The following is a 12640-nucleotide window of genomic DNA, read 5'->3' as shown; positions in this document are numbered from 1 at the left end:
TCCGGTCGCAGGTTCGAGGAGGAGCCATGACCCAGGCGAGGCGAGCCGTCGTGATCGGCGGCGGCATCGGAGGCCTGACCGCGGCGGTCGCACTGCACCGGCGCGGCCGGCAGGTCACCGTGCTGGAGCGAGCCCGCTCACTGGAGCCGGTCGGCGCCGCCATCTCCCTCGCTCCCAACTCCCTGCGCGCGCTGGACGTCATCGGCCTCGGCGACGAGATCCGAGACCTCGCCGCCTGGGCGGGGGACGGCGGGCTGCGCACGCCCTCCGGACGGTGGCTGGCACGCTCCTCAGCCGACGCCGCCGCCGAGCGCTTCGGCGGCCCGCTCGTGCTCCTGCACCGCGCCACCCTCGTCGAGCACCTGGCCGCACAGCTCCCCCCGGGCGCCGTCCGCACGGCCGCCGCCGCGACCCTCACCGACAGGGGCGACACCGGGCGGCCCGCCCGCGTCACGACCGCGGACGGCGAGCTGGAGGCCGACCTGGTGGTGGGCGCCGACGGTATCCGGTCCGCCGCACGCCGCGCGCTCTTCCCCGGCCACCCGGGGCCCGTCTACTCCGGGTTCACCACCTGGCGGGTCGTGATCCCCGTCCCCGGCGTGCAGTTCGCCTCGCACGAGACGTGGGGCAGGGGCCGCATCTGGGGCACGCACCCGCTCAAGGACGGCCGCGTCTACGCCTACGCCGCCGCCGTGGCACCCGCCGGTGGACGCGCGCCCGACGACGAGAAGGCCGAGTTGCTGCGCCGCTTCGGCGACTGGCACGACCCGGTCCCCGCCGTGCTCGCCGCCGCCCGCCCCGAGGACGTACTGCGGCACGACGTCCACCACATCGCCGAACCGCTGCCCGCCTACCACCGCGGCCGGGTCGCCCTGGTCGGCGACGCCGCGCACGCCATGCCCCCGACCCTGGGCCAGGGCGGCAACCAGGCCATCGAGGACGCGATCGTCCTCGCGCACCACTGCGACGACCTGAGCGCCTACACCGCCGCCCGGCTGCCCCGGACGACCGCCATCGCACGCCAGGCCGTGCGGGTCGCCCGCCTCAACCTCATGACCAGCCGCGCCGGGACCGCCGTACGCGACACGGCCATGGCCGCGCTGTCGAAGGCCGGACCCGCCCTGTTCCTGCGCGGCTTCGACGGCATCACCGACTGGCGGCCGCCTGGGGACACCGCCCGCTCGAGCGAAGCCGGGAGTGGGGGACGCCGTATGCTCCGAGCAGACCCCGGCAGGCAACCGGTAGAGGAGAGCACCCCGTGAAGGTCGGCTGCATCGGACTCGGCGACATCGCGCAGAAGGCCTACCTTCCGGTCCTCGCCTTCCAGCCCGGGGTGGAGCTGCACCTCCAGACCCGCACGCCCGCCACGCTCGCCCGGGTCGCCGACGGCCTCCACCTCCCGCCGGAACGGCGGCACACCACCCTCGACTCCCTCCTCGCGCAAGGCCTCGACGCCGCCTTCGTGCACGCGCCCACGGTCGCGCACCCGGAGATCGTGACCCGGCTGCTGGAGGCGGGCGTGCCGACGTACGTCGACAAGCCGCTCGCCTACGCGCTCGACGAGTCCGCTCGGCTGGTGGCGCTCGCCGAGGAACGGGAGGTGAGCCTCGCCGTCGGCTTCAACCGGCGTCACGCCCCCGGCTACACGCAGTGCGCCGACCATCCGCGCGAGCTGATCCTCATGCAGAAGAACCGCATCGGGCTCCCCGAGGAGCCGCGCACGATGATCCTCGACGACTTCATCCACGTCGTCGACACCCTGCGATTCCTGGTGCCCGGCGAGGTCGACGACGTCACCGTGCGCGCCCGTGTCCGGGACGGCCTGCTCCACCACGTCGTGCTCCAGCTCGCCGGAGACGGCTTCACCGCGCTCGGCGTGATGAACCGGCTCAGTGGTTCGGCCGAGGAGATCCTGGAGGTGTCCGGGCAGGACACCAAGCGGCAGGTGATCAACCTCGCCGAGGTCGTCGACCACAAGGGGCAGCCGACCGTGCGGCGGCGCGGCGACTGGGTGCCGGTGGCCCGGCAGCGCGGGATCGAGCAGGCGGTGCTGTCGTTCCTCGACGCGGTGCGGGCGGGCAAGGTGCTCAGCGCCCGGGACGCGCTGGAGACCCATGAGCTGTGCGAACGGGTGGTACGCGCGGTTCGGGAGCGGGCCGCCTGAGCCGCAGCGTCCGTACGCCCTCGCCGGCGGCCCAGGCGGCGAGGATCAGCATGGCCGCGTGCACGGTCCAGTCGCCGAGGCGGACGTACGGCGTGGTGCCGTGGGCGAGGGGGATCTCGTAGACCTGCGCGGCGGACGCGTCCGTGCCGAGCCACGAACCGACGCGCTGCCCGCTCGGGCCGTAGACGGCGGAGACACCCGTCAGCGTCGCGTGCACCATCGGGCGGCCGGTCTCGGCGGCGCGCAGCGCGGCCAGTGAGGCGTGCTGCTCGGGCGCCCAGCTCTGCTGGAACGTGGACGTCGACGACTGGCCGATCAGCACGTCGACGCCCTCCCGGGTGAGGTGGCGGGTCATGTCGGGGAAGGCCGTCTCGAAGCACACCATCGGGCCGACGCGCAGGGCGTCCCCCACGTTCATCACGACCGGCTGGGAGCCGCGCCTGCGGTCCTCGCCCGCCGCCTTGCCGACGGAGGTGGCCCAGCCGAGCAGGGAGCGGGCCGGGACGTACTCGCCGAAGGGGACGAGCCGCATCTTGTCGTAGCGCTCGCCGGTGAGACCGTCGGGCCCCACCAGGACGGAGCTCTTGTAGATGCCGGGCATGTCGGAGCGCCGGGCGTCCACGTTGACCAGGATGTCGGCGCCCGTCGCGCGGGACAGGCCGGCGAGCCGCCGCGCGAGGTCGGGCCGGTCCCCGAGGTCGAAACCGACGCTGCTCTCGCCCCACACGATCAGGTCGACGTCCTGTCCGGCGAGCCGGCGGGTGAGCTGTTCCTCGCGTGCGAACCGGCGGTCCGCGCTCTTGCCGCCGTCGATGACGCCCGGCTGGACCACGGCGATCCTGACCTGGCCGTCGACGGCGGGGCGGGGCGAGAGGGTCCAGGCGGCGGAAGCGGCGGCGGCCGTGGCGACGAGAGCGGCCACGGCGGGCACACGGGCCTGACGGACCGCGACGAGGACGGCGACCGCGACGTTGACGGCCACGACCAGGAAGCTGAGCAGCCACACCCCGCCGACCGAGGCCAGCCGCAGCGCCGGCTCGACCTGCCACTGACTGGAGCCGAGCATGCCCCAGGGGCCGCCGAGGCCCTGCCAGGAGCGGACCAGCTCGATCGCCAGCCAGCCGGACGGCACGACGACGAGAGCGGCCGCGATCCGCCGCCGCGCGGGCACGCCCGCCAGCAGCCGGTGCACGAGCCATCCCCACAGGGCCCACAACGCGCCCAGCAGCGCGGCGAGGACGAACGTGAACACGTGCAGGAAGGGCAGCAGCCAGTGGTGCACGGCCAGCATGAAGCCGAAGCCGCCGCACCAGCCGTCGTACGCCGCCCGTTTCCCGGTCGGCGCCGTGCGCACCAGCAGGATCCAGGGGACCAGGGCGATGTAGGCCCACCACCACAGGGACGGGGCGGGATAGGCGAGTACGGGGAGGGCGCCCGCGATCACGGCGGCGGCCGAGCGCCGCCATGGGGAGGCAAGCCAGTGGCCGAGCGTCTTCATAGGCGCCTCCTACCCCGTGGTGCCTCCAGTGTGCGCCCTGCGGACGATCTAGGACAGAGGACGCCGGGTCAGTTGACCACAGGTGCCGCCTGCCGCTCGGGAAGGCGCCGCCACTTCTCCCGTACGACCACCTCGCTCAGCCGCCAGCCGTCGATCGTGCGCCGCAGCGCGAAGGCGTACCGGCCGCCGCACACGAAGTCGGGCGCGGGCCCCTCGGTGGCCATGGGATTGACGTAGTCGGCCTGGACCCGGGCCGTGTCGCCGGTGTCCTGTTCCCAGAGACCGAAGCGCACCCGTCGGTTGACGATCAGGTGCTGTCGCGTCGGGAACAGCCGCATGCTCTCGGCGAGCCAGGCGGCGACCGCCGCGGCCTCCCCCTCGATGCCGCCGGCCGAGCGGTAGTCCGCCCGGCCCTGAGGGACGAACAGTCCTCGGTACGCCTCCCAGTCACCGTCGTCGACCGCCACCGCGTAGTCGGTGATCACTTCGTCGACGGCCAGTCGGTCCCTCACGGTGGCGAGCTCCACGCGCTGCGTCATCGGCTCAGTGTTGGGCATGGCAGGGGCGGAGCCAAGGGATGTGCGGGATATTCGGTGGCCGGGGAGGGCCGCCGGGGCCCAGCCTGTCCTTCGTGAACGATCAGAACGAACCGAACGAACCGAACGAACCGAACGAACCGAACGAACCGAACGAACCGAGATTCCGGATACGCGCCCGCCACACCGAGTCCACGATCACCGTCTACCAGGCCTACCGCCCGGAGATCGGCGGCCCCGCCGCCCGCCACGGACGCTTCCCGTCCTCCTGGAAGCGCGACCGCATGACATGGATCAAGCCGTCGTTCCTGTGGATGATGTACCGCTGCGGCTGGGGGACCAAGGAGGGCCAGGAGACGGTCCTGGCGATCGAGATCAGCCGTGAGGGCTTCCACTGGGCGCTGCGCAACGCCTGCCTGTCCCATCACGTCCCGGCCCTGCACGGCGAGGCGGCCGACTGGAAGCGGCAGTTGAGGCGGGCGCCGGCGCGGGTGCAGTGGGATCCGGAGCGGGACCTGTATCTCAACCCGCTTCCGCACCGTTCGCTCCAGCTGGGGCTCGCGGGGGAGGCGGCGGCGCGGTACGCCGACGAGTGGATCGTGGGGATCGAGGACGTCACGCCGCTCGCCACGGAGGTCCATGCGCTGGTGCGGGCGGGTGAACTCGGTGCGGCCGCCGGGCTGTTGCCCGAGGAGCGGCCGTACCCCGTCGAGGACGAGGTGCTCGCGCGTCTGCGCGCCTAGGGGGTGTGAGAGGCAGCGACGGTCAGGCCGCCTTGACGACGGCGCCGCGCATCGCGGCCGCCCACTCGACGACCAGCAGCTCGTACTCCGCGCGCTCCTCGGCCGACAGGGTGCCGCCCGTGCGCCGCCAGAGCGCACGGATCTCCTCGTTGACCTCGGCAGCGGACCGCACGGAACCAGGGGTCAAGAAATCGGGGGACATGCGGACAAGCCTAGGGGCAGCCACTGACAGCCCGCTACCGGACGGCTACCCGATCCCTATGCGGTTGGTCACGAGATGCGGATCACAGGCGGCCGGGTCAGCCCGCCGACTCGGCCGCGTGCGGGCTCAGCTCCCCCATCGTCACCAGGGCGATGATGACGATGCCGAGCGCGATGCGGTAGTAGACGAACGGCATGAAGCTCTTGGTCGAGATGAACTTCATGAACCACGCGATCACCGCGTAGCCGACCGCGAAGGCGATGACCGTCGCGAAGATCGTCGGTCCCCACGAGACATGGCCGCCCTCCGTCGCGTCCTTGAGCTCGAACAGGCCGGAGGCGAGCACCGCGGGGATCGCGAGCAGGAAGGAGTAGCGGGCCGCCGCCTCGCGCTTGTAGCCCATGAACAGGCCGCCGCTGATGGTGGCGCCGGAGCGGGAGACGCCCGGGACGAGCGCCATGGCCTGGCAGACGCCGTAGATCAGGCCGTCCCGTACGCCCAGGTCCTCCAGGGCCTTGCGCTGCTTGGGCGCGCGGTGCCGGCCGCTCTTTTCGTCCCGGGCGGCGAGCCGGTCGGCGACGCCCAGGACGATGCCCATGCCGATCAGCATCGTCGCGGTGATCCGCAGGTCGCGGAACGGCCCCTCGATCTGGTCCTTCAGCGTCACGCCGAGCACACCGATCGGGATCGAGCCGACGATGACCAGCCAGCCCATCCGCGCGTCCGGGTCGCTGCGCAGCGCCTTGTTCGTGAGCGAGCGCGTCCACGCCGAGATGATCCGCCCGATGTCCTTGCGGAAGTAGATCAGCACGGCGGCCTCGGTGCCGATCTGGGTGATCGCCGTGAAGGCCGCGCCCGGGTCCTCCCAGCCCGAGAAGGCCGCCGTCAGCCGCAGGTGCGCGCTGGAGGAGACGGGGAGGAACTCGGTCAGCCCCTGGACGAGTCCGAGGATGAGTGATTCGAACCAAGACATGAGGTAGCGGAGTCCAAGTGCCGATCGTGGAACGGACGACGGGCACACCGGGCCGCCGGGTGCGAGGACCGGGGGATCAGGTGTGCCGAGGGGGAAGCGTAGCGTCCCCGGATGACGGCTCCGACACAGGGGTTTGGCGGGGGCCCCGCAGCAGGGGCGGGGTCAGGCCGCCGCCGGTCCGGTCACCGTCCAGCCGGGCGTCTGGGGGTGGGCCGTGAGGTCCTCGTGGCGCACCTCGTCGCCGCAGGCCCGGCAGGTGACCACCGGGGCGAGCGCCCGGCCGCAGGAGTGCTCCACGACCATCGGACGGTCGCCGTCCGTCCGAAGGTGGCGGTCGCCCCAGGTCATGAGGGTCATCAGTACCGGCTCCAGTTCCAGCCCGGCCCGGGTCGGCCGGTACTCGAAGCGCTGCGGACGCTCGCTGTAGAGCTGCCTGACCAGGATCCCGGCGTCGACGAGCCGGCGCAGCCGCGCGGCGAGGATGTCGCGCGGTGCGCCGATGTTGCGCACCAGCTGGTCGAACCGCCCGTTGCCGAGGCACACCTCCCGCAGCACGAGCAGGGAGTACTTCTCGCCCACGAGGGCCAGGGTGTCGGCGATGGAGCAGGGGCGCGGGTCTTTGCTGGCGGCCATGAAGCTCAGTCTAGGAGAGGGTTGGAATTTCCAACTCTGCGGGCTACCGTGAGTTTGGATTTCCTACTCGCCGGTAGTCGTGGAGGCCCGCACCATGCGTGACGCAGTCATCGTCGAAGCCGTACGCACCCCGATCGGCAAGGGCAAGCAGAACGGCGCCCTCGCGCACGTCCACCCGGTCGAGCTCCTCGCCCACACCCTGCGCACCCTCGTCGAACGCTCCGGCGTCGACCCGGCGCTGATCGACGACGTCATCGGCGGCACCGTCGACCAGGTCGGCGAGCAGGCCATGAACACCACCCGCTACGCCGCCCTGTCCGCGGGCTTCCCCGAGTCGGTACCCGCGACCACCGTGGACCGCCAGTGCGGCTCCTCCCAGCAGGCCGTGCACTTCGCGGCGCAGGGCGTCCTGGCGGGCGCGTACGACCTCGTCGTGGCCTGCGGGGTCGAGTCGATGAGCCGGGTGCCGATGTGGTCGAACGTGCCCGCCGGCACGGACCCCTTCGGCCCCGGGATCGCCGAGCGCTACCCCGAGGGGCTCGTCCCGCAGGGCATCAGCGCGGAGCTCATCGCCGCCAAGTGGTCGATCGGCCGCGAGCAGATGGACGACTTCGCCGTCTCGTCGCACCTGAAGGCCGCGGCGGCCTGGGACGGCGGGCTCTTCGACGCCGAGGTCGCGCCCCTGGAGGACTTCACGCGCGACGAGTGCGTACGGCCCGGCAGCACCACCGAGACCCTCGCCGGCCTGAAGTCCGCCTACTACGACCCCGGCTTCGCCGAGCGCTTCCCGCAGATCGAGTGGAACGTCACGGCGGGCAACGCGAGCCCCATCAACGACGGTGCCTCGGCGGTGCTCGTCACGTCGAGCGAGACGGCGGCCCGTCTGGGCCTGCGCCCGCTCGCCCGGCTGCACAGCTTCGCCGTCACCGGCTCCGACCCGCTGCTGATGCTCACGGGTGTCGTCCCGGCGACCGAGAAGGTGCTGCGCAAGGCGTCGCTGGCCCTCGACGACATCGACCTGTTCGAAGTCAACGAGGCGTTCGCGGCCGTCGTCCTGGCCTGGCAGCAGGAGACCGGCGCCGACCTCGCCCGGGTCAACGTGCACGGCGGCGCCATCGCGCTCGGCCACCCCCTCGGCGCGAGCGGCACCCGCCTGACGACGACACTGGTGCACGCGATGCGGGAACGGGGCGCCCGGTACGCGCTCCAGACCATGTGCGAGGCGGGCGGGCTCGCCAACGCCATGGTGCTGGAACGCGTGTGAGCGGGGCGCGTGTAACGGTTCGTCAGAGCCGGCGCAGGCTGTGCCGCTTGCGCCAGGCCATCACCACGCCCGCCAGCGCGGGCAGGGCGATGCAGGCCAGGGCGATCAGGAAGGCGGGGGACGTCGGGGTGGAGGCGCGGGCGCCGGCGACGACGTAGGCGGCGGTGTTCGGGATCGAGCCGAGGCCCGTCGCCAGCAGGAACGGCAGCAGGCCCATGCGGGAGACCGAGGCGCAGTAGTTCGAGGCCCAGAACGGCACCCCGGGGAAGAGCCGCACCGCCAGCATCGAGCGGAAGCCGTGCCGGCTGAGCTGGCCGTCCGCGGCCTTCAGCCAGCGCCCGCGCAGCAGCGGCCGCAGGGCGTCCTGGCCCAGCGCCCGGCCCAGGCAGAAGGCGATCCCGGCACCGAGCACCGTCCCCGCCAGCGCCACGCCGGTGCCCACCTGCGAACCGAACAGCGCCCCCGCCGCGAGATTCAGCAGCGGCCTCGGCACGAACGCCACGGTGCACACGCCGTACGCGGCCGCGAACACCAGCGCCGCCATGGCTCCGCCGAGCTGTGGCGGCCAGCCCTGCGTCAGCAACCGCTGCGGCTCGAACAGCAGGACCCCGCAGGCACCGGCGGCGAGCAGCGCGACGAGCAGGGAGAGCCGGGACCACGGGGAGAGCAGAACTCTCGTGCAGCGAGCGGCGAAACCGGTGGAGACGACGGGCGAGGCGGTCGTTGCCGGGGAAGCGGCGACGGCGAGCTCCGCGGAGGTGGCCCGGGGAGAGGCCGTGGCGGTGCCCCCAGAACGGGTGGTGGCATCGAGCATCCGGTGACACTAACCGACAAATGTGTGTGATCGCCGTATGGTCCGTCTCACGAGCGTCACAGGCAGCCGTACGCATTACCTGTACGCGGGGCGGACGAAAACCGTTCGACGTGCGGTAAAGCGTCGGCAATGATCTGTCTCATGTTCCGGCACGCCTTCACCCTCGCAGCATCCGTGGTCACGGATGCCCCGAAGGCTGCCGTCGCCGTTCTCACGGCCGTTGCCGACGGCGCCCGAAGCTGACCCTCTCCGGTTTCGTCCGGCGGACCCCGCCAGGGGAGGGTCGGGCAGGTCCTCGGGGTCCCGCTTCATGACGAGACGCTTCGAGGTACAGCCATGTCCAAGACGGCCTACATCCGCACGAAACCGCACCTCAACATCGGCACGATGGGTCATGTCGACCACGGCAAGACCACCCTGACGGCCGCCATCACCAAGGTCCTCGCCGAGCGCGGCACCGGCACCTTCGTGCCGTTCGACCGGATCGACCGGGCGCCCGAGGAGGCGGCGCGCGGCATCACCATCAACATCGCGCACGTCGAGTACGAGACCGACACGCGGCACTACGCGCACGTCGACATGCCGGGCCATGCCGACTACGTCAAGAACATGGTCACCGGCGCCGCGCAGCTCGACGGGGCGATCCTCGTCGTCTCCGCGCTCGACGGGGTCATGCCGCAGACCGCCGAACACGTGCTGCTCGCCCGGCAGGTGGGCGTCGACCACATCGTGGTCGCCCTCAACAAGGCCGACGCGGGCGACGAGGAGCTGACCGACCTGGTCGAGCTGGAGGTACGCGACCTGCTCACCGCGCACGGCTACGGCGGTGACTCCGTACCCGTGGTGCGCGTCTCCGGCCTGAAGGCGCTGGAAGGGGACCCGCGCTGGACGGCCTCGATCGAGGCGCTGCTCGACGCGGTGGACACGTACGTGCCGATGCCGGAGCGGTATCTGGACGCGCCGTTCCTGCTGTCGGTGGAGAACGTGCTGACCATCACCGGGCGGGGGACCGTGGTCACCGGTGCGGTGGAGCGGGGCGTGGTGCGGGTCGGGGACAAGGTCGAGGTGCTCGAGGCTTCCGTCGAGACGGTGGTCACGGGGCTGGAGACCTTCGGCAAGCCGATGGAGGAGGCGCAGGCCGGGGACAACGTGGCGTTGCTGCTGCGCGGGGTTCCGCGGGATGCCGTCCGGCGGGGGCAGGTCGTCGCCGCGCCGGGCAGCGTCGTGCCGAGTCGTCGCTTCACTGCGCAGGTGTATGTGCTGTCCGCGCGTGAGGGCGGGCGTACGACCGCTGTCTCCAGCGGGTACCGGCCGCAGTTCTACATCCGTACGGCGGATGTGGTCGGGGACGTCGACCTGGGGGAGGTCGCTGCGGCCCGGCCCGGAGACACGGTTGTCATGACCGTGGAGCTGGGGAGGGACGTGCCGCTGGAGGCGGGGCTCGGGTTCGCCATTCGTGAGGGTGGGCGGACCGTGGGGGCGGGGACCGTGACTGCCGTCGGGTGATCGCCTCCTGCCGTGCGTGGGGGACTGCGGGCCGGATGCGGCTGGTCGCGCAGTTCCCCGCGCCCCTGAGGGGGCCGCCCCGCAGGCACAATGAGATGGTGAACGAGCTCATCCCCGTGACACGCGACGTCGATCACGGCACCGCCAAGCTGATGCCCGACATCGATCGGGAACGGGCCTGGTTGCTGACCGTGGACGGGGCGCCGCAGTCCTACGTCGATCTCGACGACCCCACGCATCTGGAGTTCGAGTACACAAGGCGGCTCGGGCATGTGCTGGATGTCGTGGCCGAGCCGGGGCGGGCGCTGGACGTGGTGCATCTCGGGGGTGGGGCGTTCACCTTGCCGCGGTACGTGGCCGTGACCCGGCCGGGGTCACGGCAGGACGTCGTCGAGGCCGACCGGGGGCTGCTGGAGCTGGTGTCCGGGCATCTGCCGTTGCCCCAGGGCGCGAACATCGCCCTGCACGCGGCGGACGCGCGCCTCTGGCTGGAGAACGCTCCCGCGGCCTCGGCGGACGTTCTCCTCGCGGACGTCTTCAGCGGGTCGCGGGTGCCGGCCCACCTCACATCGGTCACCTACGTCCGTGAGGCCGCCCGGGTGCTGCGGGGGACCGGGGTCTATCTCGCCAATCTCCCCGACGCAGCTCCTTTCGGCTTCCTGCGGTCGCAACTCGCCACGCTGGCCACCGTCTTCGAGGAGCTGGTGCTGATCGCCGAGCCGGCGGTGCTGCGGGGGCGGCGGTTCGGGAACGCCGTGCTCGTCGCCGGGCGGCAGCCGATCGACATCGCCGCCCTGGCCCGGCTCACCGCCGCCGACGCCTTCCCCGCCCGGGTCGAACACGGCGTCGCCCTGCGGGCGTTCATCGGCGGTGCGCGGGCGGTGCGGGACGAGGACGCCGTGCCGTCACCCGAGCCCCCCGACGGGGCGTTCGGCATCGGCTGACGCGTGCGCGAGGCCGCCCTTGGCCACCGGTGTGGTCCGGCGGCGCAGATTGCGTACGTCCGGTACGCACAGCACGGCCGCGGTGACCAGGACGACCAGGCCGGCGCAGCCCCACAGGGCCGCCGTGCGGCCGAAGGCCTCCTCGGCCGGGCCGGCCGAGGCCGTGGCGAGGGGGACCAGCGCGACGGAGCCGAACCAGTCGTACGCCGAGACGCGGGAGAGCTTGTGCTCGGGGATCTCCTGGTGCAGTGCCGTCATCCAGGACACGCCGAACACCTCCACCGTCGCTCCGGCGACGAACATCACTCCGAACAGGACGCCGATCGGCACCGGGACGGCGAGGGCGGCCGAGGGCAGGGCCAGGGGGAACACGCAGAGGGTGCCGGCGAGGAGCAGCCGGCGGGGTTTCCAGCGGGTCATCAGCAGGGCGCCGGCGACGGTGCCCGCGCCGAACGCGCCCAGGGCGAGTCCCCAGGGGCCCGCACCACCGAGGTGGTCGCGGGCGACGAGTGGGCCGTAGACCGCGTCCGCGGCGGCGACGACCGCGTTGGCGATGGAGAACTGGACGACGATGCCCCACAGCCAGGGTCGGCCCGCGAACTCGTGCCAGCCGTCCCGCAGGTCGGCGAGCAGGCCGCCGCCCGGGGCGCGGGGCGGGATGTGGCCGACGTCCAGGAAGGCCCGCAGCGCCCCGGCGAGCGCGAAGGCCGCCGCGTCCGCCGCGAGCACCCAGCCGGGCCCGATCGCCGCGACCATGGCACCACCGAGCGCGGCACCACCGAGGGTGGCGCCCTGCATCGCCATCCGGAACACGGCGAACGCGCGGCCCGCGTGCTCGCCCTCGACCGAGGACATCAGCATGCCCTCGGCGGCCGGTCCGAAGAAGGCCTGGCCGGTACCGCCGAGCGCGGCGAGCAGCAGCATGTGCCACAGCCGGGGCTCCCCGGTCAGCACCAAGGCCGCGAAGGCGGCCTGCGAGAGGCAGTTCAGGACGTTGGCCGCGACCATCACATGGTGCCGGGGCAGCCGGTCCGCGACGGCGCCGCCGATCAGCAGGAACAGCACCAGAGGCAGCGTCCGCGCCGCCGCCACCAGGCCGACGTCGCCGCCGTCGCCGCCTGCTTCGAGGACCGCGAACGCCGCCGCGATCAGGGCGCCGTGGCTGCCCAGACCGGTGACGACCGCGGCGGCGGTCAGCAGGGAGTAGTTGCGGCCCGCCCAGGAGGGTCGGCGAGAGCTCGGAGAGGAGGCGGTCGGGGACGTCACCGGGCGACTATCCCCGCCCGGGGCCCTTGTCGCCAAACGGTTTTGCGCGCCGTTGTGACGCACCGATAAATTGATCTTGCTCTTGTCGTGTCATGTC

At 72.5% G+C, this 12640-nt stretch carries 13 protein-coding genes; 6 read left to right on the top strand and 7 right to left on the bottom strand.

Features of this window, described 5'->3' with window-relative positions; translation table 11 throughout:
* The first annotated feature begins 26 nt into the window (after positions 1-26).
* Positions 27-1262 (top strand): FAD-dependent monooxygenase, encoded by a 1236-nt coding sequence (locus HDA41_RS06040; RefSeq protein ID WP_184981403.1) that lies wholly within the window; start codon positions 27-29, stop codon positions 1260-1262.
* Complete coding sequence (locus HDA41_RS06035) at positions 1259-2164, top strand: Gfo/Idh/MocA family protein (RefSeq protein ID WP_184981401.1); 906 nt, start codon at positions 1259-1261, stop codon at positions 2162-2164. Before HDA41_RS06040 ends, HDA41_RS06035 begins: the two co-directional genes overlap by 4 nt.
* Here the strand turns inward: HDA41_RS06035 and lnt are convergent.
* The gene (lnt, locus tag HDA41_RS06030; RefSeq protein ID WP_184981399.1) at positions 2088-3662 is read right to left on the bottom strand and encodes an apolipoprotein N-acyltransferase; all 1575 of its coding nucleotides are present in this window, start codon (positions 3660-3662) and stop codon (positions 2088-2090) included. The genes HDA41_RS06035 and lnt overlap by 77 nt on opposite strands.
* 68 nt (positions 3663-3730) lie before the next feature.
* On the bottom strand, positions 3731-4201 hold the full coding sequence (locus tag HDA41_RS06025; protein ID WP_184981397.1) for a nuclear transport factor 2 family protein: 471 nt from the start codon (positions 4199-4201) through the stop codon (positions 3731-3733).
* A 38-nt stretch (positions 4202-4239) separates the two neighbouring features.
* Here HDA41_RS06025 and HDA41_RS06020 point away from each other — a divergent pair, with 38 nt between their 5' ends.
* Positions 4240-4941, top strand: coding sequence for a DUF4291 domain-containing protein (locus HDA41_RS06020; protein WP_376706768.1), 702 nt, complete (start codon positions 4240-4242; stop codon positions 4939-4941).
* A gap of 22 nt (positions 4942-4963) precedes the next feature.
* Here HDA41_RS06020 and HDA41_RS06015 read toward each other — a convergent pair whose 3' ends face one another.
* From HDA41_RS06015 to HDA41_RS06005, 3 genes are all read right to left on the bottom strand, one after another.
* On the bottom strand, positions 4964-5143 hold the full coding sequence (locus tag HDA41_RS06015) for a hypothetical protein (RefSeq protein ID WP_184981395.1): 180 nt from the start codon (positions 5141-5143) through the stop codon (positions 4964-4966).
* Between the two features lie 97 nt (positions 5144-5240).
* Positions 5241-6116, bottom strand: coding sequence for an undecaprenyl-diphosphate phosphatase (locus HDA41_RS06010; RefSeq protein WP_184981393.1), 876 nt, complete (start codon positions 6114-6116; stop codon positions 5241-5243).
* Positions 6117-6278: 162 nt separating this feature from the next.
* Positions 6279-6749: a winged helix-turn-helix transcriptional regulator gene (locus tag HDA41_RS06005; protein WP_184981391.1), complete on the bottom strand. Its 471-nt coding sequence runs from the start codon at positions 6747-6749 to the stop codon at positions 6279-6281.
* Positions 6750-6843: 94 nt separating this feature from the next.
* Between HDA41_RS06005 and HDA41_RS06000 the strand changes: the two genes are divergently transcribed.
* Positions 6844-8013, top strand: a complete 1170-nt coding sequence (locus tag HDA41_RS06000) for a thiolase family protein (RefSeq protein WP_184981389.1) — start codon at positions 6844-6846, stop codon at positions 8011-8013.
* Between the two features lie 22 nt (positions 8014-8035).
* On the opposite strand, the gene HDA41_RS05995 is transcribed toward HDA41_RS06000, so the two are convergent.
* Entirely contained in the window at positions 8036-8827 is a 792-nt protein-coding gene (locus tag HDA41_RS05995; RefSeq protein WP_184981387.1) for a TVP38/TMEM64 family protein, read from the bottom strand.
* A 336-nt stretch (positions 8828-9163) separates the two neighbouring features.
* Here HDA41_RS05995 and tuf point away from each other — a divergent pair, with 336 nt between their 5' ends.
* On the top strand, positions 9164-10333 hold the full coding sequence (gene tuf, locus HDA41_RS05990) for an elongation factor Tu (RefSeq protein WP_184981385.1): 1170 nt from the start codon (positions 9164-9166) through the stop codon (positions 10331-10333).
* Between the two features lie 98 nt (positions 10334-10431).
* Entirely contained in the window at positions 10432-11277 is an 846-nt protein-coding gene (locus HDA41_RS05985) for a spermidine synthase (protein ID WP_184981383.1), read from the top strand.
* On the opposite strand, the gene HDA41_RS05980 is transcribed toward HDA41_RS05985, so the two are convergent.
* A complete protein-coding gene (locus tag HDA41_RS05980) occupies positions 11239-12543 on the bottom strand; it encodes an MFS transporter (protein WP_184981381.1) in 1305 nt (434 codons plus the stop codon). The two genes, HDA41_RS05985 and HDA41_RS05980, sit on opposite strands and share 39 nt — an antisense overlap.
* Between the last annotated feature and the right edge of the window lie 97 nt (positions 12544-12640).

The organism is Streptomyces caelestis (assembly GCF_014205255.1).
Lineage (GTDB): Bacteria > Actinomycetota > Actinomycetes > Streptomycetales > Streptomycetaceae > Streptomyces > Streptomyces caelestis.
This window is presented reverse-complemented; position numbering and strand designations above follow the sequence as displayed.